This window comes from Variovorax sp. GrIS 2.14 (assembly GCF_046115955.1).
Lineage (GTDB): Bacteria > Pseudomonadota > Gammaproteobacteria > Burkholderiales > Burkholderiaceae_C > Variovorax.
The window spans coordinates 235186-259676 of sequence record NZ_JBJXIA010000004.1; the positions used below are offsets into that span (position 1 = coordinate 235186).

General features: G+C 62.9%; 21 protein-coding genes. 14 read left to right on the forward strand and 7 right to left on the reverse strand.

Annotated features, from left to right (window positions below; translation table 11 throughout):
* Window positions 1-103 precede the first annotated feature (103 nt).
* Together RCH10_RS09305 and RCH10_RS09310 are read right to left on the reverse strand one after the other, a co-directional pair.
* Complete coding sequence (locus RCH10_RS09305; RefSeq protein ID WP_409052131.1) at window positions 104-868, reverse strand: class II aldolase/adducin family protein; 765 nt, start codon at window positions 866-868, stop codon at window positions 104-106.
* Between the two features lie 11 nt (window positions 869-879).
* Window positions 880-1485: an HD domain-containing protein gene (locus tag RCH10_RS09310; protein ID WP_409052132.1), complete on the reverse strand. Its 606-nt coding sequence runs from the start codon at window positions 1483-1485 to the stop codon at window positions 880-882.
* A gap of 137 nt (window positions 1486-1622) precedes the next feature.
* On the opposite strand from RCH10_RS09310, the gene RCH10_RS09315 reads away from it, so the two are divergent.
* On the forward strand, window positions 1623-2345 hold the full coding sequence (locus RCH10_RS09315) for a Crp/Fnr family transcriptional regulator (protein WP_409052133.1): 723 nt from the start codon (window positions 1623-1625) through the stop codon (window positions 2343-2345).
* 85 nt (window positions 2346-2430) lie between these two features.
* Window positions 2431-2868 carry a surface-adhesin E family protein gene (locus RCH10_RS09320; RefSeq protein ID WP_409052134.1) on the forward strand — a complete coding sequence of 146 codons (438 nt, stop codon included), beginning with the start codon at window positions 2431-2433 and terminating at the stop codon, window positions 2866-2868.
* 151 nt (window positions 2869-3019) lie between these two features.
* Here RCH10_RS09320 and RCH10_RS09325 read toward each other — a convergent pair whose 3' ends face one another.
* Both RCH10_RS09325 and RCH10_RS09330 read right to left on the reverse strand, forming a co-directional pair.
* Window positions 3020-3592: a cytochrome b gene (locus RCH10_RS09325; protein WP_409052135.1), complete on the reverse strand. Its 573-nt coding sequence runs from the start codon at window positions 3590-3592 to the stop codon at window positions 3020-3022.
* Window positions 3589-4656, reverse strand: a complete 1068-nt coding sequence (locus RCH10_RS09330) for a catalase family peroxidase (protein ID WP_409052136.1) — start codon at window positions 4654-4656, stop codon at window positions 3589-3591. The genes RCH10_RS09325 and RCH10_RS09330 overlap by 4 nt, the downstream gene beginning before the upstream one ends.
* A gap of 140 nt (window positions 4657-4796) precedes the next feature.
* Between RCH10_RS09330 and RCH10_RS09335 the strand changes: the two genes are divergently transcribed.
* Together RCH10_RS09335 and RCH10_RS09340 are read left to right on the forward strand one after the other, a co-directional pair.
* Window positions 4797-6005, forward strand: a complete 1209-nt coding sequence (locus RCH10_RS09335; RefSeq protein ID WP_409052137.1) for a phosphotransferase enzyme family protein — start codon at window positions 4797-4799, stop codon at window positions 6003-6005.
* A 44-nt stretch (window positions 6006-6049) separates the two neighbouring features.
* On the forward strand, window positions 6050-7303 hold the full coding sequence (locus RCH10_RS09340; RefSeq protein ID WP_409052138.1) for an alpha/beta hydrolase family protein: 1254 nt from the start codon (window positions 6050-6052) through the stop codon (window positions 7301-7303).
* 289 nt (window positions 7304-7592) lie between these two features.
* Here RCH10_RS09340 and RCH10_RS09345 read toward each other — a convergent pair whose 3' ends face one another.
* The gene (locus tag RCH10_RS09345; protein WP_409052139.1) at window positions 7593-7916 is read right to left on the reverse strand and encodes an antibiotic biosynthesis monooxygenase family protein; all 324 of its coding nucleotides are present in this window, start codon (window positions 7914-7916) and stop codon (window positions 7593-7595) included.
* 114 nt (window positions 7917-8030) lie between these two features.
* Between RCH10_RS09345 and RCH10_RS09350 the strand changes: the two genes are divergently transcribed.
* Window positions 8031-8939 carry a LysR substrate-binding domain-containing protein gene (locus RCH10_RS09350; protein WP_409052140.1) on the forward strand — a complete coding sequence of 303 codons (909 nt, stop codon included), beginning with the start codon at window positions 8031-8033 and terminating at the stop codon, window positions 8937-8939.
* 17 nt (window positions 8940-8956) lie between these two features.
* On the opposite strand, the gene RCH10_RS09355 is transcribed toward RCH10_RS09350, so the two are convergent.
* Together RCH10_RS09355 and RCH10_RS09360 are read right to left on the reverse strand one after the other, a co-directional pair.
* Window positions 8957-9850: a response regulator transcription factor gene (locus RCH10_RS09355; RefSeq protein ID WP_323502338.1), complete on the reverse strand. Its 894-nt coding sequence runs from the start codon at window positions 9848-9850 to the stop codon at window positions 8957-8959.
* Complete coding sequence (locus RCH10_RS09360) at window positions 9834-13283, reverse strand: ATP-binding protein (protein ID WP_323496487.1); 3450 nt, start codon at window positions 13281-13283, stop codon at window positions 9834-9836. Before RCH10_RS09360 ends, RCH10_RS09355 begins: the two co-directional genes overlap by 17 nt.
* Window positions 13284-13568: 285 nt before the next feature.
* Between RCH10_RS09360 and urtA the strand changes: the two genes are divergently transcribed.
* The 9 genes from urtA to RCH10_RS09405 all read left to right on the forward strand — a co-directional run bounded on the left by urtA (window position 13569) and on the right by RCH10_RS09405 (window position 24450).
* Window positions 13569-14837, forward strand: coding sequence for an urea ABC transporter substrate-binding protein (gene urtA, locus RCH10_RS09365; RefSeq protein ID WP_187052421.1), 1269 nt, complete (start codon window positions 13569-13571; stop codon window positions 14835-14837).
* Between the two features lie 98 nt (window positions 14838-14935).
* Window positions 14936-15850 carry an urea ABC transporter permease subunit UrtB gene (gene urtB / locus RCH10_RS09370; RefSeq protein WP_409052141.1) on the forward strand — a complete coding sequence of 305 codons (915 nt, stop codon included), beginning with the start codon at window positions 14936-14938 and terminating at the stop codon, window positions 15848-15850.
* The gene (gene urtC / locus RCH10_RS09375; protein ID WP_323496489.1) at window positions 15851-17050 is read left to right on the forward strand and encodes an urea ABC transporter permease subunit UrtC; all 1200 of its coding nucleotides are present in this window, start codon (window positions 15851-15853) and stop codon (window positions 17048-17050) included.
* 20 nt (window positions 17051-17070) lie between these two features.
* Entirely contained in the window at window positions 17071-17814 is a 744-nt protein-coding gene (gene urtD / locus RCH10_RS09380; RefSeq protein ID WP_187052418.1) for an urea ABC transporter ATP-binding protein UrtD, read from the forward strand.
* 73 nt (window positions 17815-17887) lie between these two features.
* Complete coding sequence (gene urtE, locus RCH10_RS09385; protein WP_323496514.1) at window positions 17888-18577, forward strand: urea ABC transporter ATP-binding subunit UrtE; 690 nt, start codon at window positions 17888-17890, stop codon at window positions 18575-18577.
* A gap of 22 nt (window positions 18578-18599) precedes the next feature.
* A complete protein-coding gene (fmdA, locus tag RCH10_RS09390) occupies window positions 18600-19826 on the forward strand; it encodes a formamidase (protein ID WP_409052142.1) in 1227 nt (408 codons plus the stop codon).
* Window positions 19827-19836: 10 nt separating this feature from the next.
* Entirely contained in the window at window positions 19837-20181 is a 345-nt protein-coding gene (locus RCH10_RS09395; RefSeq protein WP_409052143.1) for an FmdB family zinc ribbon protein, read from the forward strand.
* A gap of 10 nt (window positions 20182-20191) precedes the next feature.
* On the forward strand, window positions 20192-23560 hold the full coding sequence (locus RCH10_RS09400) for an ATP-binding protein (RefSeq protein WP_409052144.1): 3369 nt from the start codon (window positions 20192-20194) through the stop codon (window positions 23558-23560).
* The gene (locus RCH10_RS09405) at window positions 23557-24450 is read left to right on the forward strand and encodes a response regulator (protein WP_409052145.1); all 894 of its coding nucleotides are present in this window, start codon (window positions 23557-23559) and stop codon (window positions 24448-24450) included. Before RCH10_RS09400 ends, RCH10_RS09405 begins: the two co-directional genes overlap by 4 nt.
* Window positions 24451-24491 lie beyond the last annotated feature (41 nt).

A 24491-nucleotide genomic window follows, 5' to 3' on the forward strand; every position in this document is an offset into this window, starting at 1 on the left:
AGCCGGGCCGCACAGCGGTGGCCCGCAAAGTGCGGAGTATGCGCGCCGGGGCGCTGGCGCGTGCCCGGGTCAGCTCGGGCACGCCGCTATCGATCTTCCCGGGCTAGTCCTTGTAGGTCGGGTCCAGCTTGTCGAGCTTGCGGATCAGCGACGGCCAGACGAACGTGCCGCCCAGGCCGCCGGTCTGCACCTTCATTGCCAGGCCCACGCCTTCGACGATCTTGGGATTCACTTGCGTCAGTTCGCCACCGCCGGCCTGCGCCGCGATCTGGATCTGGCAGGTGCTTTCGAAGGTGTACATCGACAAGAACGCATCTGCGATTGTCTTGCCGCAGACCAGCAGCCCATGGTTGCGCAGCATCAGGAAATTGGCGGTGCCCAGGGCGGCCTGCAGGCGCGGTTTTTCCTCTTCACGGAAGGCCACGCCTTCGTAGTTGTGATATGCCAGCGAGCCCAGGACGAAGGTCGATTGCTGGCTGATCGGCAGGATGCCGTTCTTTTGCGCGCTGACGCCGACGCCCGCACGCGTGTGCGTGTGCATGACGCAGACGATGTCTTCGCGCGCTTCGTGCACGGCGCTGTGGATGACGAAGCCGGCCGGGTTCACCGGGTAGGGCGAGTCGATCACCTTGTTGCACTGCATGTCGATCTTCACCAGGCTCGACGCGGTGATCTCGTCGAACATCAGGCCATACGGGTTGATGAGGAAGTGGTGCTCCGGGCCGGGAATGCGCGCGGTGATGTGCGTGAACACGAGGTCGCTCCAGCCGTAGTGCGCGACCAGGCGATAGCAGGCGGCGAGATCGACACGCAGTTGCCATTCTTCGGCGGAGACGAGTTGCTTGACGTTTTGGGTGCTGGCGTTCATGGGGTGTTCCTTCAGACGGTTTCGGGGGTCGCGGGTGCGGTCTTGACTGCGGCCGCTTTGTAGATGCTTTGCCGTGGCTGCGCCATCACGCGCTGCAGCATCGGCATGAACTCGGCAATCGGCAGCGTCTCGGCGGTGGCGTCGAAGGCCGGGTTGTCGTAGAGCTCGCAAAATTCAGCCGTACGGTCGTAGTGCGGGCTCTCGCGGAAGTTGTCGCGCATGTTGCGATCGAGCCCGATATGGTGAAAGAAGTAGTGGCCCTGAAAGATGCCGTGGTGCTGCACCATCCAGAGGTTGTCTTCGGTCACGAAGGGCTTGAGGATGGCGGCAGCGATGTCTGGGTGGTTGAAGGCGCCAAGCGTGTCGCCGATGTCGTGCAGCAGTGCGCACACCACGTACTCGTCGTCGCGGCCATCACGCAGCGCGCGCGTCGCGGTCTGCAGCGAGTGCGTGTAGCGGTCGATCGGAAAGCCGCCGTAGTCGCCTTCCAGGATCTGCAGATGCTTGACCACGCGCTGCTGCAGGCCGCCTGCGAACTGCATGAATTCACCGCCGATCGTTTGCCAGTCTTCGCGTGTGCTGTCCTGCATGCGGACGAAGTTCGCTCTTGCATTCATCGTGTCTGTCTTCCGTTGTTGTTTGAGGGCGTGCGACCACTGTAGTCCTGCACCCGCTGTGCAACTGTCAAAAATTTGACAATAATCACCTCTGGTAAACCCCCGCTCTGCCTCCGGTACATCTCCAGTTCTCGCCCATGCCGTCGCCTGTCAAACCTCGTCTTTCAGCGCCGCATCGCGCCGCGATGGAGTCGAACCCGTGGTTTGCCGGCATCCCCCGCGCGCAACGCGACGCATTGCTCGCCGCGGCCGAGGTGGTGCATGTGTCGAAGGGCACGATGGTCTTCCGGCAGGGCGATGCGTTGCCGTCGACCGGTGGCGGCTTTCATGGCCTGGCCGCTGGCCGCATCAAGATCTCGACGTTGCGGCAAGACGGCCGCGAAGCGATCCTCGCTGTGCTGGAGCCCGGCAACTGGTTCGGCGAAATCACGCTTATCGACGGCTCGCCACGCACGCACGACGCCACCGCGCTCACCGCCCTCGATCTGCTGGTGGTGCCCCCTGAAACCTTCGCGCAGCAGATGCGCGACGTCGCCTTTGCCAACGCCATCGCGGCCCTGCTGGCGGCGCGCGTGCGCGGCCTCTACGCGATGATGGAAGACGCCACGCTGCGCGGCCTGCGGGCTCGTGTTGCGCGGCGTCTGCTCACGCTGGCGCGGGGTGACGCAACGCAAGCTGCCGAGCCTCGGCGCAGTGTCAGGTTGCCGCAAGAGGCGCTGGCAATGATGCTCGGCGTCACGCGGCAGACCCTGTCCAAGGAACTGAATGCGCTAGCAAAGGATCGAGTGATCGGGTTAGGCTACGGCCGCATCGAGCTGCGGTCGTTGGAGGCGTTGCAGCGGCTTGGGAGTGCGTCTTGAGCGGCTTGACGCGCGATGTTCGAAAACGTTTACATCGACAAAGAGCGGAGATGACGAAATGAGGGTGCGGCTGGCAGGAGCGGCGGTGGTGGTGGTGATGGCGGCGGCGGCGGCCTCGGCGGCGCATGCGCAAACACCCTTGCAAATTGAGTGGTTCACCGTGGCGGGCAATCCGGGTGATCCGGCCTCCAACACGGTGCAGGTCGACCCGGTGGCTATCGGCGTCGAAGGCGACAGCAGGCCGGCGTCCAAGCGCATGAACGTCCGAGTCAATCGATCGGCGGAACGCGTCAACTGGGACAACATCCCTTACCGGTCTTACGAGTCGCAGGTGGTTTTCGACTGCCAGGCGCGGCGTGCAGCCTATGTGCAGGCAAGGTACTACGCGCAGCCGCTGTGGCAAGGCGAGCCGCACACTGTGGCCGACTACGGCGGCAACCCGCGGCCGATGTTGTTTCGGGACATGGAGCCGAATCCGGTGAACAGGATTGTTCGGGCGGCGTGCCGGTTGAAGGCTGGATGATGCGATGCGATGCGGTGCTACATGACTTCGGTGGCAGCCTTCACGACGAAACTTGACCACTCGGCCAGCAAAAAGGCGCCGGCCAGCAATGTGGCGTGACGCACGAGGAAGACGATTCTCATCTGGTTCAACAGGCTCGAGCTACGACCGCTCAATCAGCGCGACTTGCAGCAACTGATCCACCGGACGGCCCCATCGCCTCGTACACGCCATCGCGTCGCACGAGCTTGTGAAACAGTGCCGCCGCCAGATGAATGAGGATCAACGCGAAGAAGGTGAATGCCAGGAACTGGTGCGTCTTCCACAACACGCTGTGCAAGCCTGGGTTCGGCGGCACGATGGCCGGCAGATGCAGGCCGGCAACGATCACCGGATAGTCGGCTGCCGACAACATCGCCCAGCCGATCAGAGGCATCGCGATCATTAGCAGGTAGAAAACGACATGCGACAGGCGCGCCGCCAGCTTCATCGGCTCGGGCATGCCGATCGGCAGCGGCGGTGCACCATCACGCCATCGAACGATCAGCCTAATGAGTGCGAGCACGAGGATGGTGATGCCCAGTGGCTTGTGGATCGACACCAGCGTGAGGTACTGCGGCTTAATCGTCGAGACCATGCCGACACCGATGAAGAGCATCGCGATGATGCAGATCGCCATCAGCCAGTGGAGTGCACGCTGAAGTGGCGTGAATCGATGCTTGATCGGGCTCGTGTTGGCAATCATTGCTTGGCTCCCGAAGCGGTACGCGGATAGCTGCTTTCTTCGGCGGTCCGGCGGTTGTAAGACACCGAGTAGGCAGCCGATCGCGCGGCCGGGAACGGGTCATCTGAAGTGCGCATGCCCGCGGGCAGCACGACCGGATCGAAGTTGATGTCGCGGCAGGGGCCGTCGGCTTCGGGCTCGATCTTGCGCACGACGAGTGCGCCCACATCGATCTTGCGGCGGTCTTCAGGCCAGGCCTTGCTCGGGTCTGCGGTGGGGTCGCCCGGATTGGCCGCGGTGACCATCAAGCTCCAGCGTTGAGGCGACTGCGCGACACGGTCTGTGATGTCCTTGCCCAGGAAATCGGGGCCGCGTTTCTTGAGCTCGTCTACCGGCACCGCGACCGGCGACGCGGCCGGAATGAACGACCAGCGTATTGCCTGATCCTGGCCCTGCGCGTTGGTAAAAATGAAGCTGTTCAGGCTGTTGTAGGCCTCCTCCGCATAGGAGCCGGTAAAGGGTGCGCTGCCCGCCCACTTGCCGAACACTGCCAGCTCCGGATGGGTGCCGACGAAGTTCTTCATCGCGTCCGGAGCCTTCGACTGCTGTGCCAATTGCAGGTCGTAGAAAGCTTGCGGACTCGCGACTGGAAAAAACGGCGCATCGATCATGGCGGAGCGCCACTCCTGCCCGTCAGGCGATTGAATGCGCAGACTCAACCCTCGCACGCGCGAGGTCGCGTCATCGGTATTCGGGTCGGCGACTGCAAGATTGAAGCGGCCAGTGACCGGAAAGCTGCCGGGCGAAAGGACCTGCGCCTTGGACAACGCAGCGCCTGCGCCATTGGAGTCGAAGGTGCCGGTGAAGCAGATGCCTTTCGAATGATTGCGACGGAAACCCAATGCTGCACCGCCGGGTGGCGCGAGGTTGTCGACGATTTTGGTCTGCGTGACGCGGTCGGGCGAAAGCCAGCCCGCGGTGTAAGCGAAGGCGGCTGCGATCACTGCGACGACGGCCGCGATCAGCGCCAGTCGAAGCGGGGTCGAGCCGGTGGATCGGTCAGGTGGGAGCTGTTGGTTGTTCATCGAGTCTTTGTTGTGCGAGGTGAACCTCGCTAAAAACTCTAACGGTTAGCGCGATAGTTCGTGTCGGTGGTTACTGGCAAGCCGAGTCGGCTGACGCCTTGTGCCGCCGGGTCATCGGGTCATCGGGTCATCGGACGGTCATGACGGACGATGTGGTCGAGGGCAAGACCTCTGAATCAGACGATCGACGTTCCATCGTGTGGCTGATCGGCAGTAGCGTTCGCAGAAACGCTGCTCGCGCAAGCGCTCTTGGCTCGTGCGATGTAGAAGCGCAGAGCGGCCAGAAGCCGTCGTTCCAGCCCGACCGATCGTTGCGCCATAATCGCGCCCTTTTCTTGAGGGGCGACATGCCATTGGAAATCGCGCAATCGACGCCAACGGCTGCCAGCATCGCCGCCTTGGTCCAGGACCGCTACGGCCTCGGCGACGTAGTCGAGAGTGAGTTCCTGCGCAGAAGTTTTAATCAGGTTTATCGCCTGAGCTTTGCCAGCGGGCGGCGCGTTGTGGCGAGGCTTTGTGCCGAGCGCCCGCGGGGTGGTCCTAACGTCTTGTTCGAGGCTGCGGCGCTCGAGCATTGGGCCCATGTCGGCTGCCAAGTCTCTCGGTGCGTGACTACGGCGACCGGCGCAGTTGCCATAAAGGTGCTGCTGCCGGAAGGCCCCCGGGTGCTGATGCTCTTCGACTATCTGGATGGGGAGTTCACCGGAGAGGCAGCTGCTGACATCCAAGCCTTTGCGCATGGAATGGTCGACTTGCACAGAGGTGGCGAAAGCTACCAAGGCCCGGCAAGCGACTACGTGCTTGACCTGGATTACCTTCTGCTGAAGCCGCTGGAGGGCCTGCTTCGCGCGCCGTCCATGACTGACGAATTACGTCCCCAATTCGAGAAGCTGGGCTTGCGACTACACGATGCAATCCTGGGCCTGGGTGAATTGAGTCGCGTGCTGTGCCACGGCGACGCACATGGCCAAAACAACTTCGTTGTTACCGACGCTCAAGGGCAACGTCGAGCCGTTTTTTTTGATTTCGACGAGGCGGGACCGGGCTACCTGGCATATGAGCTCGCGGTCTACCCATGGAACCTGTACCCGCGCGTACCGGACGCCAAGGTGACCGACAAGGCGGAGATGCAGTGGCGACATTACATCTCCGCCTACCGAGCTAAAAGACCGGTTGCAGACGCGGACTTTGCCGCCATCGCACGTTTCATGGCGGTGCGGCAATTTTGGTTGCTCGGAGAGTACGCAGGACGAGTCCCCGTATGGGGTTCGCAAACGATGCCCTCTGACCAGCTCCGCCGACAGGTCGCATTGCTGCGCCAGTGGGAGACGTTGGAATTGCCGGCTTAAGGTACAGGTACAACCCGACGTTTGAAGGTAACACTCGACAGACTATGTCCGCCGAACAAAATACCACCGCAATTTGGCCCGAGTTCATGAGTGCTCTGGAGCCGGAAGCTTCTGAGAGCACAGTTGAAGCTGCCGCGCCAGCCGACGTCGCGGTAATACAGCCGCCCAGCGATCTGCCGGCATTGATCTCAGCCTGGTCCGGGCAGTGGTCCGGATGGGCCGGCCAGGGCCGGAGCTTCGACGTCAAGCTGGTAGTTGAAAATCTTTCTCTCCACGCCGCCACCATCGTTTGTGCGCGCGCATCCGATGGTCAGGGTGTCTATAGCGAACGTGTACTCGCTCAGATTCATGGAAATGAACTTCGAGGTCGATTGACAAACGGCGCAAGCCTCTGGTTTCGAATGAGAAATCCGGATGTCGTTGAACTTTTGTGGCGCGAGGTCGACGGCAGATGGATAGCTGGTGTCCTATCACACGGGAGTGCAGGAGTAAGGCGCGTCATCGAACGCGTGCCTACCGGCGAGTTCGAGCATGGCGAAGAGATCACGCTCGAGATGGTGACGTTCAAGCCGAATGGGCCGGGTCCCTTCCCAACGCTTGTCTTCAATCATGGTTCGACGGGTGTTGGAAACGATCCGTCGCTGTTTACCAGCACGGTGACCAGTCCAACGTTGGCGAAGCACTTCAATGATCGCGGTTGGATGGTCGTCTTCCCCCAGCGACGCGGGCGCGGAAAGTCGGGAGGACTTTACGACGAAGGCTTCAAACCAGATCGGTCGCAGTACTCTGACGATCCCCAATACGCTCTTCCAGGATTCGAGCGCGCACTGCGAGACGTGGCGTGCGTTGTAGAGCATCTGCTCGCGAGAGCTGACGTGAGCCGCGACCACCTTCTGATCGGCGGCCATTCTCGCGGGGGCTTCCTTGCGTTGGCATTCGCTGCATCGCGCCCCGATCTCTTCGGCGGCGTTCTGAATTTTGTAGGCGGCTGGGTTAATGAACACGGATTCGCATCCGAGATGATCAATCCCGTCATCGCCAAGAGAGGAGCAAAGTTCCCCCGGGCTAGCCTATGGCTGTATGCGGAAAACGATCCTTTCTATAGCGTTACTCACAGTCGCAAGAGCTTCGACGCATTTGTAATTGACGGGGGTCAGGGGCAGTTTCATGTGCTCGAAACACGTTCGGGGCAAGACGGCCATCACATCCTTTCCTTGACCGGGCTGTGGGGACCGGTCGTAGATGGCTTCCTAGAACGCGTGAGCAAGCGGAGTAGCAATGCTCCCACGTCGAACTGACCGATAAGGGCAATCACATTGAATGGCCGCTATCGGCCCAGAAGCAGTCGGTTAGCGCAGGCCTGGAACGGGTTGACCAGATTTCGTGACGGCGGAGATGTGCTGCCACGCCGGAGGAATTCAGTACCGCGGAACGACCCTGTCACTGCGCTCAGTCCGGGTGCATTTGGTCCTCCAAAAAAGCTGGAGCAACCGCACGACTGCGCTGAGCCGAGGAAGTTGACGTGGCCTGTCGCTGGATCGCTCCGCGTTGCGAACGATCACATCCGCATCGACATCCTTTTCGCATTCAAGCATCGACGCGATGCGTGGCGGGCTTTCTGTTGGCGGTGTCCCGAACGACGTTGCAAACCTGCACGCGGTACTCCGAGAAGAACACCTGTCGCCCCATCTTCTTGGCCTCCACGTGCTCGGGATGGGTCGCCCAATCCCGCAGGCCTTCCTCAGATTCAAACTCAACGATCGTCACACGTTCGCCATCTGCGGCGGTGAATCCCTTGTGCGAGATGTAGCCGGTAATGCCCTTGGCAAGTTCACTCATCCGTGCGGCGGATTGTTGGTATTCGTTCTGGGATTCGGCGTTCAGTCTGGATCTGAAAACGGTCACGATCATGGGGCGTCTTTCAAGGAGCGTTGAGACTTCGGCAATGAAGTGAACGCAGTTTAGGAATCTGATGCTGTCTTATAAAGTGAATAATTAAAACTATTTCATTCTCGAATTTAGAACATGGACTTGTCCGATTTGCGCGTTTTCCAAGCCGTCGCCACAGCCGGCGGTATCACGCGGGCGGCCGCGCTCCTGCACCGTGTTCCGTCGAATGTCACGACGCGCATCAAGAATCTTGAAGACGACCTCGGTGTCGCACTCTTCGGCCGGGAGGGCCGGCGTCTCCAGTTGTCGCCGCAGGGCAAGGTGCTTCTTGAATTTGCTAACCGCCTGCTTTCGCTAGCCGAGGAAGCGCGTGGTGCCATGCACGAACAAATGCCACGCGGTGTACTTCATCTGGGCTCCATGGAAAGCACAGCGGCCATCCGTCTACCGGCGCTTCTCGGGCAAATCCACGAGCGCTACCCGGAGCTGTCGATAGAACTTCGGACGGGCGCGCCGCGTCCGCTGACGATCCGCGTGTTGTCGGGGGAACTCGACGCAGCACTGGTCGCTGAACCAGTCTCCGATCCGCGGTTGGACAGCCTTGCTGTGTGGACGGAGCAACTGGTCATCATTGGTCCTGCCGGTCACCCGCCGATTCGCTCTGCCCACGACATACGAAACGGCACGCTGTTGGTTTTCGAGCCCGACTGTCCACATCGTCAACGACTGGAAGCATGGTGCGCTCGAGACAACATGGCGCCGCGTCGGATCATCGAGGTCGGCTCCTACCACGCCATCCTTGGGTGTTGCGTAGCGGGCATGGGCGTCGCGCTCATTCCGGCCGCCGTATTGGACACCTACACCGAGCGCGCGAGGCTTTCGGAGCACAAACTCAAGGGTGATTTCCGGACGGTGAGGACCATGCTCATTTGGCGCAAGGACTCGCCGCAGCCCAAAGTAAAGCTATTGGCAGACCTGATCCGGGAGAAGCAGCGCGGCCGGCCAAAATCATCGGCGCAGATCGTCAAACGCAAGACTGCTTGAGAGCGCCTCATTTCGCGTCACACCAGATGCCCACTCGCCAACGCCGCCGCAGCAGAACGCGTCTCCACCCCCAGCTTCTCGAAGATGTGTTCCAGGTGCTTGTTCACCGTGCGCGGGCTCATGCCCAGGATGTCTCCGATATCGCGGTTGGTCTTGCCCTTGGCGAGCCATGACAGCACCTCGGTCTCGCGCGGTGTGAGCGCGGCTTCGGTGAGGCGCGCCAATGCGGCGGGGCCTTCTTTGTGCAAGGCCAGCAGCAGCATCGTCTCGCCCAGCGTGGCCGCGCCGAGGTTGCGCACCGACAGCCGCGTGCCGCCTGCGGTGGTGACGACGCGCGTGCTGCCGTGGACCAATGAGTCTTCGAGCGCCGCCGGCAAATGACCGGGCTCGGCGGGTTCGCCGAGCGCGTGCAGCCACAGCGCGGCTTGCGGTGAGCGCCAAGCCAGCCGGCCGCGCGTGTCGACGAACACCACGCCCATGCCCGCCACATCGACGGCGTCGCGCGCCATCCGGGTGATGCGCGCGTTGCGGGCATGCGTGTGCAGTCGCGCCAGCACCTCCTGCGCACGAATCGGTTTCACCACATAGTCGACACCGCCGCTGGCAAAGCCTTCGACCACGTCGTGCGTCTCCGACATGCCGGTCATGAACAAGACCGGGATGTGCGCCAGCGCCGGGTTGGCCTTGATGCGGCGGCAGGTCTCGAAGCCCGAGAGGCCCGGCATCATGCCGTCGAGCAGGATGGCATCGGGCACCACGAGCTCGAGTCGTTGCAGGGCCGATTCGCCGTCCGCCGCTACCAGCACGGTGTAGCCGCTGGCCTCCAGCGTGTCGCACAACATGCCCAGGCTGCTCGGTGCATCGTCGACCACCAGCACCACGGGGCGGTCGGCTTCAGGAATTGGGGGCATGGACCTCCTCGGCGAGTGCGTTCTTGAAACTGTCGAGATCGAAGCGAGCCACCATGCCGCGCAAGTGCGTGCAGGTGGCGGCCAGGTCGGGGTGCGCCGCTGCGAGCCGGTCTAGCGCCTGCTGCAGGCCGCGCACATGGCCGACCTGAACCAGCCGCATGAGTTCGTGCCGCGCTTCTTCGGGCAAGGTCAGCAACTCGGGCGCGGCTTCTGCCGATGTCTGCCCGCCAGCCGGCACCAGCCCTGGCTGCAGCCACTGCAGACCGAGGTGTCGCTCCAGCGTGGTGGTGAGTTCCGACTCGATCACCGGCTTGCCGACAAAGGCCTGGCAATCGTGCAGTCGCAGCCTGTCGGCCTGGTTCTCGAACACGTTGGCCGACACGATGATGATCGGCACGGCAAAGCCGGCGGCGCGCACGCGGCCTGCCGTTTCCCAGCCGTCCATATCGTCCATGCTGAGGTCGAGCAGGATGGCGGAGGGCACGTGCTGGCGCAGGCTGTCGAGGCACTCGGTGCCGCTGGCGGCCTCGCGCACATCGAAGCCCAGCGGCGCCAGCATGCCGGCCAGCATCTGCCGTTGCACCGGTTGGTCGTCGACCACCAGCAGCGTGCGGCGCGGGCCGAAGTAGCCGGAAATCACGCGCTGCGGGACGACCTGCGGACCGGGGTCGGCCACCCCGCGCAGGTACACACGCACGCTGAAGACGCTGCCTTTCGACGAGGTGTCCGCGAGTTGCAGATCGCCGCCCATCAGCGAAGTCAACAGGCCGGTGATGGTGAGTCCGAGGCCGGTGCCCGGCTCGCCGCCATGGCGCCGGCCGGCGGCACCGCGTTCGAACGGCAAGAAGATGCGCTGATGGTCTTGCGGTGCGACGCCGATGCCGGTGTCGACCACATCGAAGCGCAACACCTGTCTGCGTGCATCGACATGCAGCGTCACGCTGCCGGCATCGGTAAAGCGCACCGCGTTGCTCAACAGGTTGATGAGGATCTGGCGCAGCCGCTTCGCATCGGCCTGCACCCAGGGTGGCACCCTGCCGCTCTGCGTGTAGACGAAGGCCAGGCCCTTGCTCTCAGCCTGCGGTCGCACCATGCGGACGACTTCTTCCAGAAAGTCCGGCAGCGCGAGCGGCATCGACTCCAGCTGCAGGCGCCCGGCCTCGATGCGCGCCAGGTCGAGCAGCCCGTCGATCAGGCTCAGCATGTGTTCGCCGCTGCGGTGGATGGTCTGCACCGCTTCCCGCGGCGGGCGCGCGGTGTCGTCGTTCTTCAGCAGGATCTGCGAGTAACCGAGGATGCTGTTGAGCGGCGTGCGCAGCTCGTGCGTCATGCCGGCCACGTAGCGTGTCTTGGCCTGGTTCGCGGCTTCGGCGGCTTCCTTGGCGGCCTGGAGCGCGGCGCCGGTGCGGCCGTGCGCCTCGATCTCCAGCGTGAGCAGGTGGTTATGGCGGTTCGATTCTTCCTGCGCCATCTTGCGGCTCTCGCTGCCCAGCACGATCCACCAGGCGGCGACGGCCACCACCATCGACAGCATCGCGAAGACCTTGAGAAAGGGCGTTTGCAAAAACACGCCGGCGGCATCGGCGTTGAGCAAGCCTTCCTGCGCATAGACGATGCCCATGACCGTGGCGAGCAAGGCGATCAGCGATGTCGTGACGAGGATGTAGTGGACGACCCGGAAGTTGAGCCGCAGCGCAACCGCCGGTGGCAGCAGTGCCTTGAGCCAGACGCTGATCTGCTCCGACGCGCGGGAGTCTTTCTTGCACGCGTCGTGGCAGCGCGATTCGAGGGTGCAGCACAGCGAGCAGATCGGTGCGCTGTAGGCCGGGCAGTGCGCCATGTCCTCCGACTCGAAGCTGTTGTCGCAAACCGAGCAGCGCACGATCTGCCCCGGCGTCCAGTGCTGCAGGTCGGTGCGCGCCAGGTAGTAGCGGCCTTTGGTTTTCCAGGCCAGGAGAGGCGATACCAACAGCGCTGTCAACAGCGCGATGAAGGGCGAGAACGACTCGGCCCAGCGCCCGAGCAGCCCGGCATAGGCCACCATCGCAATCGTCGCCGCTACCAGCATCGACACGAGCCCGACAGGGTTGATGTCGTACAGATGGGCGCGCTTGAACTCGATCGATTTAGGGCTCCAGCCCAGTGGCTTGTTGATGACCAGGTCGGCCACCAGCGCGCCGACCCATGCGATGGCGATGTTGCTGTAGAGGCCGAGCACTTTCTCCAGCGCTGCGAACACGCCGAGCGTCATCAGCAGGAGCGCGATGAGCACGTTGAACACCAGCCACACCACGCGGCCCGGATGGCTGTGCGTGAGCCGCGCGAAGAAGTTCGACCACGCCAGCGAGCCGGCATAGGCGTTGGTGATGTTGATCTTCATCTGCGACACCACGACGAACAGCGTCGTGATGCCCAGCACCCATGCCGGGTCCTTGAAGACGTAGGCGAAGCCGGCCAGGTACATGTGCGTCGGCTCGACCGCGTGGTCGGGCTTGATCTCGTGCTGTAGCGCCAGGAACGCAAGGAAGGCGCCGCCCATCATCTTCAGCATGCCGGGCACGATCCAGCCCGGCCCGGCGACCAATACGGCAGCCCACCAGCGGCGCCGGTTGGCGGCGGTCTTCTCCGGCAGGAAGCGCAGGTAGTCGACCTGCTCGCCGATCTGCACCACCAGCGAGAACGCAACCGTGGCGCCGGCACCGAACATCAGCGGATCGAAGTCGTTGTTGCCCGAGATGCGCCCGACCAGCCCGGTGAAGTCGGCAAAGGCCTGTGGGTTCTTGATCGCCACCGCAATGAACGGGCAGAAGAACAAGACGAGCCAGATCGGCTGCGTCCATAGCTGCAGCTTGGAGATCATCGTGATGCCGCGCATCACCAGCGGGATGATGACGATCGACGAGACGAGGTAACAGGCTGCCAGCGGCCAGTCGAAATACATCTGCAGCGCGAGCGCCAGGATGGCCGCCTCCAGCGCGAAAAAGATGAAGGTGAAGCTCGCGTAGATGAGCGAAGTCAGCGTCGAGCCGAGGTAACCGAAGCCGGCGCCGCGTGTGAGCAGGTCCATGTCGACGCCGTACTTGGCGGCGTAGTAGCAGATGGGCAGGCCGGTCAGGAACGTGATGATGCCGACCACCAGGATGGCCCACAGCGCGTTCGAGAAACCGTAGCTCAGGGCGATGGCGCCGCCGATGGCCTCCAGCGCCAGGAAAGAGGTGGCGCCGAACGCGGTGTTGGCCACGCCGAACTCCGACCACTTGCGAAAACTGCGAGGCGTGTAGCGCAGCGCGTAGTCCTCCAGCGTCTCGTTGGCGACCCAGGTGTTGTAGTCGCGACGAATGCGAAAGATCTTCTGACCGGTGACGGGCGACGTCGTGGAAGACGGTGTGGAGGATGGGGCGGAAGAGGTGGCAGACGAGTTCGCGGGCGGCATGTTCCGTTCTATCAGGAATGGTGTTTGCCGAAGACTCTGCAAGAAGCGCTCCTTGTCCGTTCCGCCGGAGCAAGCGAACTCGACGACGGATCGCCAGTCTCGCCGCACGGCTGGTCGGCAAGGCTACGTTGATTGACGTATTCGGAAGTACGCATTCCGTTTCTAGAGTGCAGGCCATGGCGCTCGGTGTGCCGCACTCAGTGCGATCACTCAAAGCGCACAGCTGTGGTGCATACCCGGCGCCCGTGTTCGTTTTTGAACTTCAACCTGCCTGGAGATACCGCCATGTCCCGCGATCAAGACCCGTCCATCGATGAATCGCCCGAGCGCATTGCGATGCGCCGCCGCCGCTTGCTTCAGGGCGCCGCTGCCTTGCCCATGATGGGCCTGGGTGGCCTTGCCTTTGCGCAGCCAACCGCTTCGGTCAACACGACCAAGCTGGCAGTGACCGACACCGAAGTCATCGTCGGCCAGCTGCATTCGTCGACCGGCACCATGGCCATCAGCGAAACCGGCTCGATCCAGGCCGAGCAACTCGCCATAGATGAAATCAACGCCATGGGCGGCATCCTCGGTCGCAAGATCAAAGTCATCAAGGAAGACGGCGCATCCGACTGGCCGACCTTTGCCGAGAAGGCCAAGAAGCTGCTCATCAACGACCACTGCGCTGCGGTGTTCGGCTGCTGGACCTCGGCTTCGCGCAAGGCCGTGCTGCCGGTGTTCGAAAAAGAGAACGGCTTGCTGTACTACCCGACCTTCTACGAAGGCCTGGAGCAGTCGAAGAACGTTTTCTACACCGGCCAGGAAGCCACGCAGCAGATTCTGTACAGCCTGGAATGGGCCAAGACCGAGAAGAAGGCCAAGACCTTCTTCCTGATCGGCTCCGACTACATCTGGCCACGCACCTCGATGAAGATCGCGCGCAAGCACATCGAGAATTTTCAAAAGGGCAAGGTCGTCGGCGAGGAGTACTACCCACTGGGCAGCACCAACTTCGGCTCGCTGATGAACAAGATCAAGCTGCAAAAGCCCGACTGCATCTATGCAGCCGTGGTCGGTGGCTCCAACGTCGCCTTCTACAAAGCACTCAAGGCGGCCGGCATCACCGGTGACAAGCAACTGCTCGTGACGCTGGCAGTGACGGAAGACGAAATGACCGGTGTCGGCGGCGAGAATTTCGCTGGCTTCTACTCGTCGATGAAGTACTTCCAGTCGCTGGACAACGAGAACAACAAGAAGTTCGTTGCCGCCTTCAAGGCCAAGTACGGCAAGGACTCGGTGATCGGCGACGTGACCCAGGCCGGCTACCTCGGCCCCTGGTTGTGGAAGGCCGCTGTCGAGCGCGCCAAGAGCTTCGACGTCGACAAGGTCGTCGCCGCATCGCCAGGCATCGAACTCAAGCAGGCGCCAGAAGGCTACGTGAAGCTCGACGCCAACCATCACCTGTGGAGCAAGTCGCGCATTGCGATGGGCTTGCCGGACGGCAGCTTCAAGGTGGTGTCGGAATCGCCGGAACTCATCAAGCCGGATCCATTTCCTAAGGGTTATCAGTGATCTGACTCCCTCCCCTTTTGGGGGAGGGCAGGGGTGGGGGTGGCCCCATCCCAACCTTCCCCCAATGGGGGAAGGAGAACACACGAGGACTGCGCGATATGAGTTTTTCAGAGTTGCTGAACATTGGCCTGATGCAGGGCTTCGCGGGGCTAAGCCTGTTCGCGGTGCTGCTGCTGATGGGTCTCGGTCTCGCGGTCATCTTCGGCCAGATGGGCGTCATCAACATGGCGCATGGCGAGTTCATGACCATCGGCGCCTACACCATCTATCTCGGCTCGACGCTCGTCGAAAAGCATGCACCGACGCTGCTGCCGTACTACTTTCCGTTCGCCGTGCTGTTGGCGTTCTTATTTGCGTTTGTCGCCGGCTGGCTGGTCGAGTGGGCACTCATCCGCCACTTGTACAAGCGCCCGCTCGACACGTTGCTCGCCACCTGGGGCATCAGCCTCGCGATGCAGCAGTGCTTTCGTACCTTCATCGGCCCCAAGGAAGTGAGTCCGGTGCTGCCTGAGTGGCTGCTCGGTTCCTGGGCGCCGATTCCCGGACTCGACATTCCGATCAACGGGATGTTCGTGCTGGTGCTGACCACGGTTGTCACTTGCGGCATGTTGCTGGCGCTCAGCAAGAGCCGCTGGGGCCTGCGCGTGCGCGCTACGGTCGCCAATCGGGTGATGGCCAACGCCATCGGCATCAACACCAAGAAGACCGACCGCCTGACCTTCGCGATCGGCTGCGGCATCGCCGGTGTCGCCGGCGCCGCCTTCACAACCATCGGCTCGACCGGGCCGACCTCGGGCCAGCTCTACATCGTCGACTCGTTCCTGGTCGTCACCTTCGGCGGCGCGGCCAGCTTGTTCGGCACCGTGGTGTCGGCTTTCGGTATCGCGCAGACGCAATCGATCACCGAGTTCTTCATGGCCGGCTCGATGGCCAAGGTGCTGACGCTCACGCTCATCGTGCTGATTCTCATGATCCGGCCCCAGGGCCTCTTCGCTTCCAAGGTGCGCCGCTAAATGATCGCCCTCAAGACCTTCATCAAGCGCTACCAGCTCGGCAGCCTGTTGCTGCTGGCCATCCTGCTGGTAGTCATCCTGCCGTTGAGCCTGGACATCTTCCGGCTCAACCTGATCGGCAAGTACCTTACCTATGCCTTCGTCGCCGTCGGGCTGGTGATGGTGTGGGGCTACGGCGGTGTGCTGAGCCTGGGGCAGGGCATCTTCTTCGGCATCGGCGGCTATGCGATGGCGATGTTCTTGAAGCTCGAAGCCTCGGACCCGATCACCACCAAGATCCAGACGACGCCGGGCATCCCCGACTTCATGGACTGGAACCAGATCACCGAACTGCCGTTGATGTGGCTGCCCTTCAAGAGCCTGACGCTCACGCTCATTTTGGTGATCGCGGCACCGACGCTGCTGGCCTGGATCATCAGCTTCGCGATGTTCAAGCGGCGCGTCGGTGGCGTGTACTTCGCGATCATCACGCAGGCGGTCGCGCTCATCTTGACGGTGCTCATCATCGGCCAGCAGGGCTACACCGGCGGTGTCAATGGCATGACCGACCTGAAGACGGTGCTCGGCTGGGACACGCGCACCGACCACGCCAAGTACGTGTTGTATTTCCTGTGCGTCGGGCTGCTGCTCGCCAGCATCATTCTTTGCCGCTGGATCCAGACCGGCAAGGCCGGCACGCTGCTGCTGGCCATGCGCGACAAGGAAGACCGGGTGCGCTTCTCCGGCTACGACGTGGCCAACTTCAAGGTCTTCACCTTCTGCCTGGCGGCCGCGCTGTCGGGCATTGGCGGCGCGCTGTTCTCGTTGCAGGTCGGCTTCATGTCGCCGAGCTTCGTGGGCATCGTGCCTTCGGTCGAGATGGTGATCTTCGCGGCGGTCGGCGGACGCATGAGCCTGGTCGGTGCGGTGTACGGCACGTTGCTGGTGAACTTCGGCAAGACGTACTTCTCCGAGAGCTTTCCGGACATGTGGCTGTTCCTGATGGCTGGTCTTTTCATCGGCGTGACGATGGCGTTCCCGATGGGCTTGGCCGGCGTGTGGGAAGAGCACATCCGGCCGCGCCTGCAGCGCCGCAAGTTGCTGCCGCTCGGCGACGACGCACCGCAGTCGCCGGCATTGCATGCGGCCGCCGTGGCCGCCACGGTCGACAGCGCCGCCGAGCCGACGCTGCCCGACGGCGTCAGCACCCAGCGCGCCTGAACCCGTTCCAGGAGCACCCCATGAGCAACACCGACTTCGCCCTCGCAGTGGAAGACCTGACCGTCTCGTTCGACGGCTTCAAAGCCATCGACGCGCTGACGCTCTACATCGACAAGAACGAGCTGCGCGTGATCATCGGCCCCAACGGCGCCGGCAAGACCACGCTGCTCGACCTCATCTGCGGCAAGACCAAGGCGAGTGCCGGCAGCATCAAGTTCAAGAACACCGAGCTCACCAAGATGGCCGAGCACAAGCGCGTGCGCCTGGGCATCGGCCGCAAGTTCCAGACACCGTCGATCTACGAGAACCTGAGCGTTTTCCAGAACCTCGAAGTGTCGTTCCCGGCCGGCCGCTCCGTCATGGGCGCGCTCGCCTTCAAGTGCACCGACGAGGTCAAGAGCCGCGTCAAGACCATCGCCGAAGACATCCATCTGCACGACAAGCTCGACACCGAAGCAGGCCTGCTGAGCCACGGACAGAAACAGTGGCTAGAGATCGGCATGCTGCTGATGCAGGAGCCGGAGTTGCTGATGCTCGACGAGCCCATCGCCGGCATGAGCGCACGCGAACGAGAGCTCACCGCCGACTTGCTGCAACGCATTTGTAAAGGCCGCTCGGTCATCGTCATCGAGCACGACATGGACTTCGTCAAGCGCATCGCGCACAAGGTCACCGTCATGCACCAGGGCAAGATTCTGGCCGAGGGGCCGATGGAGCAGGTGCAGGCGGATCCGAAGGTCATCGACGTGTACCTGGGGCATTGATGAGGTTTGCCAGCATCCCGCAACGTTCCCCCCAACTCACCGCAGCATCGGAGAAGCAAAGATGAGCAACGTCATGCTGAAGGTAGAAGACCTGCACGTCGCGTACGGCCAGAGCGAAGCGCTTCACGGCATCAGCTTCGAGGGTTACGCCAACGAAACGGTCGCCATCATGGGCCGCAACGGCATGGGCAAGACGACGCTCTTCAAGAGCTTGATGGGCGTACTGCCGATCAAGAGCGGCAGCATCAAGGTGGCTGACCAGGAAGTGTCGCGCGACGAGAGTTATGTGCGCGTCGCCAAGGGCATTGCCTACGTACCGCAGGGCCGCATGATCTTTCCGACGCTGACCGTCGAAGAGAACATTCAGACCGGCCTCGAGAACTCGAAGACGCGCCGCATCCCCGAAGAAATCTACGCGCTGTTTCCAGTGCTGTGGGACATGAAAAAGCGCAAGGGCGGCAACCTCTCCGGCGGTCAACAGCAACAGCTCGCCATCGCGCGCGCACTGGTGACAGACCCCAAGGTGCTGCTGCTCGACGAGCCGACCGAAGGCATCCAGCCATCGATCATCAAGGACATCGCCAAGGCGCTCAACGAGATCCGAAAGATGCGCGGCATCACCATCATCGTGTCGGAGCAGGTGCTCAGCTTTGCGATGGATGTGGCCGACCGGCTCTTCGTGATCGAGGGCGGCATCTTCGTACACGAGACCGCGCGCGACAAGACCGATGTGAACCACATCAAGGCATACCTTTCCGTTTGACCACAACCCTGGAGCCATAGAGATGACAGACACGCTGATCAAGGTCGACCTGACGAAGTCGCCCACCGAAAACGAGAACATCCATAACCGCTGGCACCCGGACATTCCGATGGCCTGCTGGGTCAATCCGGGCGACGACTTCATCCTCGAGACCTTCGATTGGACCGGCGGCTTCATCAAGAACAACGACAGCGCCGACGACGTGCGCGACATCGACCTGACGACGGTGCATTACCTGTCGGGTCCGGTGGGAGTGAAGGGTGCCGAGCCCGGCGACCTGCTGGTGGTCGACCTGCTCGACATCGGCGCCAAGCAAGATTCGCTGTGGGGCTTCAACGGTTTCTTCTCGAAGAAGAACGGCGGCGGCTTTCTGACCGAACATTTCCCTGAGGCGCAGAAATCGATCTGGGACTTCAAGGGCATGTTTACCAGCTCGCGCCACATCCCGGGCGTCAACTTTGCGGGCCTGATCCACCCCGGCCTGATCGGTTGTCTGCCGGACAAGTCGATGCTCGACATGTGGAACACACGCGAGCAGCAACTGATCGACACCAATCCGACCGGTGGCCTGGCCAACCCGCCTTCGGCCGGTACCGCACACATGGGCCGCCTGACGGGTGAAGCCAAGGCCAAGGCGGCGGCAGAAGGCGCACGCACCGTGCCGCCACGCGAGCACGGCGGCAACTGCGACATCAAGGATCTGTCGCGCGGCTCCAAGGTGTTCTTTCCGGTGTATGTCGACGGCGCAGGCCTGTCGGTCGGCGACCTCCACTTCAGCCAGGGCGACGGCGAAATCACCTTCTGCGGTGCCATCGAAATGGCCGGCTGGGTGCACATGAAGGTCACGCTCATCAAGGGCGGCATGGCCAAGTACGGCATCAAGAACCCGATCTTCAAGCCGAGCGTGATGACGCCCAACTACAAGGACTACCTCATCTTCGAGGGCATCTCGGTCGACGAGTCCGGCAAGCAGTACTACCTCGACGTCAACGTCGCGTACCGCCAGGCTTGTCTGAACGCGATCGAGTACCTGAAGAAGTTCGGCTACTCCGGCGCACAGGCTTATTCGATCCTGGGGACTGCTCCGGTGCAGGGCCACATCAGCGGTGTGGTCGACGTGCCCAACGCCTGCGCGACGCTCTGGCTGCCGACCGAGATCTTCGACTTCGACATCAACCCTAACGCCAACGGGCCGACGAAGTTCATCGACGGCAGCATCAACATGCCGTTGTCGCACGACATCACTTGAGTGATCGCGCATGCCCACTTACGACTACGAATGCGGCGGTTGCGGGGGGTTCGACGCCCTCCGCAGCGTGAGCCAGCGAGACCTGCCGGCCGCGTGTCCGGACTGCGGCGGCGCATCGCCGCGGGTGCTGTCCGGCGCGCCACGACTTTCATTGATGTCTGATGGCACGCGCCGTGCCATTGCCGTCAACGAACGCGCTTCGCACGAGCCCAAGCGCTCTGGTGACTATGCTCGGCTCAAGCACCCGTCGGGTTGCGGCTGCTGCAGTACGGCCGGCAAGCGTGGTGCGACGGTGACGGCACCCAACGGAGCCAAAAGTGCGCCGGGGCGGCGGCCGTGGATGATCAGCCACTGACGTCGTCCCGATGGAACCGACCCAGCGCATCGTGCCGATCCGGCGCGAATACAACGCTTGGGTCGCCGACGAAACCATCGAGGACTACGCGCTGCGCTACACGCCGCGAAGCTTCAGGAAGTGGAGCGAATTCCGGGTCGCGAACACCGCGCTGGGCGCCACTTCTTTTTTGGCGCTCGAAGCCATCGGCGCCTCCATCGCGCTGGACTATGGCTTCTTCAATGCCTTCTGGGCCATCGCGCTCGTCGGCATCTTCATTTTTCTGACGGGCATCCCGATCAGCATCTACGCGGCGCGATACTCGGTCGACATCGACCTGCTGACGCGCGGCTCGGGTTTCGGCTACCTCGGCTCGACCTTCAGCTCGCTGGTGTACGCATCGTTCACCTTCATTTTCTTCTCGCTGGAAGCGTCGATCATGGCGTCGGCGCTGGAGCTGGGGCTGGGCATTCCGTTGTGGCTGGGCTATCTGATCTGTTCGGTGGTGGTGATACCGCTGGTGATGTACGGCATCACCATGATCAGCAGGCTGCAGGCCTGGACGCAGCCGCTGTGGCTGGTGTTGCTGGTGCTGCCCTACGCCTTTTTGATCATTCGCTGGCCCGACCATCTGACGGGGCTGATGCATGCGTCGTACGGCATCAACGACGGCCACTTCGACTGGCTGCTGTTGGGCGCGGCGGGTACGGTGGTCGCGTCGATGGTCGCGCAGATCGGACAGCAGGTCGACTCGCTGCGCTTCATGCCCAAGCCACGTGCCGGGCAGGCGTGGCGCTGGTGGACTGCGGTGCTGGCGGCCGGCCCGGGATGGATCCTGATCGGCGGCGCCAAGATGCTCGGCGGTGCAGTGCTGGCCTACCTCGCCATCCGCCAGGGCATGGCGCCATCCGAGGCGGTCAAGCCGACGCAGATGTACCTCGTCGGCTTCGCGCAGGTGCTTCGAGACCCGGCATGGATCCTGGCGTTGACCTGCCTGTTCGTCACGGTCTCGCAGATCAAGATCAACGTCAACAACGCCTACGCCGGGTCTCTTGCGTGGTCGAACTTCTTTGCACGGCTGACGCATGCGCATCCAGGACGGCTGGTGTGGCTGGTGTTCAACGTGCTGATCGGCGTGGCGTTGATCAAGGTCGGCATCTTCGACGTGCTGGAAGGCATGCTCGGCTTCTATGCGAACTTCGCGGTGGCGTGGATCGGCGCGCTGGTGGCAGATTTGGTCATCAACAAGCCGTTGGGGCTGAGCCCGCCCGGCATCGAATTCCGCCGCGCTTATCTCTACGACATCAACCCGGTCGGCTTCGTCTCGATGGGTCTCGGCACAGTGCTGGCGCTCAGTGCCTTCGTCGGCGTTTTCGGGCCGGCGGCGCAGGCCTTCAGCACGGCCATCGGCTTTTGCGTGGCCTTTTGCTGCGCGCCGCTGGTCGCGTGGATGACTGGCGGCAAGTACTACATCGCGCGGCAACCGGCGCCGTTTGCTGAAGGCACTTCGGTGGCTTGCGGGGTGTGCCAGAAGTCGTACGAGGTCGAGGACATGGCAAGTTGCCCTGCCTACGGCTGCAACATCTGCTCGCTGTGCTGCTCGCTCGATGCGCGCTGCAAGGATGTGTGCAAGCCGCGCACTGGCCTGGGGCATCAGTTCGTCGAAGCCTTCACATGCTGGGCGCCGAAGGTGCTGAAGGTCGCACTCAGCCGTCGCATGCACTACCTGGCATGCCTGCTCGGCCTCGCGTTGGTGCTCGGCGCCATTCTGTCTTTTATCGTGGCGCAGGAGGGGCAGGTGTTGCGCGAGCTGGCACCGGGCTCGCCCGCACTGTGGCACCTGATGCGCATCAAGATCGCCTGCGCGCTGGTCTTGCTGGTGGTGGCCATCGGCTCGTGCTGGTTGCTGCTGACGTCCGACAGCCGGCGCGTCGCGCAGGACGAGTCGAACCGGCAGGCGCTGCTGTTGCGCGAAGAAATCAGCGCGCATGAAGTGACCGACGCGGCGCTGCAGGCCGCGCGCCAGGTCGCCGAACGGGCCAACCAGGCCAAGAGCCGTTTCATCACCACGATCAGCCACGAGCTGCGCACGCCGCTCAACAGCATCCTGGGCTACGCGCAAATCCTGGAGCGCGACCTGAGCCTGCCGCCCAACCGCCGCGCCGCGCTGGAGGTAATCCGCAAAAGCGGCGACCACGTGGTGTCGCTCATCGATGGCTTGCTCGACATCGCGCGCATCGAGACCGGCCGGCTCACGCTGGTGCGGCAAGAGATCCATTTCGCCGACTTCCTGACGCAGCTCGCGGACATCTTTCAGCTCGAGGCGCGCAACAAGGGCATTGCGTTTTCGTACCAGCCGACCTATCCGTTGCCACCAGCGGTGCGCGGCGACCGCAAGCGACTCGCGCAGCTGCTCATCAACCTGCTCGCCAACGCGGTCAAGTACACCGGGCGCGGGCAGGTGATCTTCCGCGTGCGCTATGCGACGGAGATCGCGACCTTCGAGGTCGAAGACTCCGGTCCCGGCATCGCCGACGACGACATGGAGCGTATCTTTCTGCCTTTCGAGCGCGCCGACAACAGCGCGAGTCCGGCGGCCGGTGGCGTCGGTCTGGGATTGACGATCTCCAGTTTGCTGACCAGCCTGATGGGGGGCGAGCTGACAGCAAGCAGCCGCGTCGGGACTGGCTCGTGCTTCTCGGTGCGCCTCTTTCTGCCTTCGGTCGCACATCCGAAGATGCCAGTCGATGCCCCGGCACCGCGCCATATCACCGGCTATGCAGGCGAGCCGAAGCGCGTGCTGGTGGTCGACGATGCGCCGGCCGACCGGCAGCTGCTGAGCGATGTGCTAGAGCCGCTGGGCTTCACCGTGATGCAGGCCGCATCGGGTGTCGAGGCACTGCGAGTCGCAAGCCAGTTCGCGCCCGACCTGATCCTGCTCGACATCGACATGCCCGAGATCGACGGCTGGGAGACGGCGCGGCTGCTGCGCGCCAATCGCATCTCGATGGCGCCCGTGCTCATCGTGTCGGCCAACGCCTTCGACAGCGACTTGCGCAACGACGTGGGCGTGGCTCGCGAAGATTTCCTGATCAAGCCCTTTCGCATCGACGACTTGCTGGAGCGGGTGCGCACCAAGCTCGACCTGGTATGGGCGACGCCGGACGATGGTGTCGACTACGTCGAGACCGGCAGTAGTCGAACGATGTTGCCCGAAGCCAGCCTGCTGGTTCTGCGCCAGCTCGGCGACATGGGCTACGTGCGCGGCATCCTCGAGAAGCTGGAAGAGCTTGACCTGCTCGACACGCGTTATGCGCCGGTCACCAAGGTGCTGCGCGGTTGCGTGCAGCGCTTCGACCTGCAAGGCTTCGCACGCGTGCTGGAAGAGGGCAGCGTATGACGAGCGATCCCGGCGTGGTGCTGATCGTCGACGACGCCCCCGAAAACCTGGCGATGCTGCACGAGGCACTCGACGCCGCCGGCTACCGAGTGCTCGTTGCCACCGACGGCCAGAGCGCCCTCGACCGGGTGGCGTTGCTGATGCCAGACCTGATACTGCTCGACGCGATGATGCCGGGCATCGACGGTTTCGAGACCTGCCGGCGCCTGAAGACCGATCCGCTGACTGCCCACATCCCCGTCGTCTTCATGACCGGCCTGACCGAAACCGGCCACATCCTCGCAGGCTTCCAGGCCGGCGGCGTCGACTACCTCACCAAGCCGCTCAACCCGCCCGAGGTGCTGGTGCGCATCGTCGCGCACGTGCGCAATGCGCGGCAGATGGCCAGCGCACGCGACGCTGTCGATGCCGCGGGCCATGCGATGTTGTCGGTCGATTCAGCCGGGTGCGTGCGCTGGCAATCACCCGCCTCACGCGAGTGGTTGCGCGGTTATCTGTCTACCGATGGCCGTTTGCCTCCCGTGGCAATGGCGTGGCTCGACGCGCGCGGGCCGGATCCGCTGTCGGTCGTGGTCGATGGCCGTCGCCTGAGCCTGTCGCGCCTGGCCAGTGACGGCAGCGGCATCACGTTGCTGGTCCGTAAGCGCGCCAGCGTGCCCGAGCCGGAAGCATTGACCGGTGTTTGCGGACTCACCAGTCGCGAAGCAGAAGTTCTCTACTGGGTAGCGTGCGGAAAGATCAATCGCGATGTCGGCGAGATCCTTGGCATGAGTCCGCGCACGGTGGACAAGCATCTGCAGCACGTGTTCGAAAAGCTCAATGTCGAGACTCGGACTGCTGCGGCTTCTCTGGTGATGGACGGGACGTTATTTAGTCGCGCTTTTGTTTGAGTTGTTCGGTATGTGCAAATAGCTGTTTGCGCGGGCGTGTC

Bases quoted from the DNA above. Each gene is read 5' to 3' on its own strand.
- fmdA (WP_409052142.1), top strand. From the start codon at position 18,600: ATGACAGACACGCTGATCAAGGTCGACCTGACGAAGTCGCCCACCGAA.
- RCH10_RS09305 (WP_409052131.1), bottom strand. From the start codon at position 868: ATGAACGCCAGCACCCAAAACGTCAAGCAACTCGTCTCCGCCGAAGAA.
- RCH10_RS09325 (WP_409052135.1), bottom strand. From the start codon at position 3,592: ATGATTGCCAACACGAGCCCGATCAAGCATCGATTCACGCCACTTCAG.
- RCH10_RS09315 (WP_409052133.1), top strand. From the start codon at position 1,623: ATGCCGTCGCCTGTCAAACCTCGTCTTTCAGCGCCGCATCGCGCCGCG.
- RCH10_RS09345 (WP_409052139.1), bottom strand. From the start codon at position 7,916: ATGATCGTGACCGTTTTCAGATCCAGACTGAACGCCGAATCCCAGAAC.
- RCH10_RS09400 (WP_409052144.1), top strand. From the start codon at position 20,192: ATGGAACCGACCCAGCGCATCGTGCCGATCCGGCGCGAATACAACGCT.
- urtB (WP_409052141.1), top strand. From the start codon at position 14,936: ATGAGTTTTTCAGAGTTGCTGAACATTGGCCTGATGCAGGGCTTCGCG.
- urtD (WP_187052418.1), top strand. From the start codon at position 17,071: ATGAGCAACACCGACTTCGCCCTCGCAGTGGAAGACCTGACCGTCTCG.
- RCH10_RS09405 (WP_409052145.1), top strand. From the start codon at position 23,557: ATGACGAGCGATCCCGGCGTGGTGCTGATCGTCGACGACGCCCCCGAA.
- urtC (WP_323496489.1), top strand. From the start codon at position 15,851: ATGATCGCCCTCAAGACCTTCATCAAGCGCTACCAGCTCGGCAGCCTG.
- urtE (WP_323496514.1), top strand. From the start codon at position 17,888: ATGCTGAAGGTAGAAGACCTGCACGTCGCGTACGGCCAGAGCGAAGCG.
- RCH10_RS09360 (WP_323496487.1), bottom strand. From the start codon at position 13,283: ATGCCGCCCGCGAACTCGTCTGCCACCTCTTCCGCCCCATCCTCCACA.
- RCH10_RS09335 (WP_409052137.1), top strand. From the start codon at position 4,797: ATGACGGACGATGTGGTCGAGGGCAAGACCTCTGAATCAGACGATCGA.
- RCH10_RS09340 (WP_409052138.1), top strand. From the start codon at position 6,050: ATGTCCGCCGAACAAAATACCACCGCAATTTGGCCCGAGTTCATGAGT.
- RCH10_RS09330 (WP_409052136.1), bottom strand. From the start codon at position 4,656: ATGAACAACCAACAGCTCCCACCTGACCGATCCACCGGCTCGACCCCG.
- RCH10_RS09395 (WP_409052143.1), top strand. From the start codon at position 19,837: ATGCCCACTTACGACTACGAATGCGGCGGTTGCGGGGGGTTCGACGCC.
- urtA (WP_187052421.1), top strand. From the start codon at position 13,569: ATGTCCCGCGATCAAGACCCGTCCATCGATGAATCGCCCGAGCGCATT.
- RCH10_RS09350 (WP_409052140.1), top strand. From the start codon at position 8,031: ATGGACTTGTCCGATTTGCGCGTTTTCCAAGCCGTCGCCACAGCCGGC.
- RCH10_RS09310 (WP_409052132.1), bottom strand. From the start codon at position 1,485: ATGAATGCAAGAGCGAACTTCGTCCGCATGCAGGACAGCACACGCGAA.
- RCH10_RS09355 (WP_323502338.1), bottom strand. From the start codon at position 9,850: ATGCCCCCAATTCCTGAAGCCGACCGCCCCGTGGTGCTGGTGGTCGAC.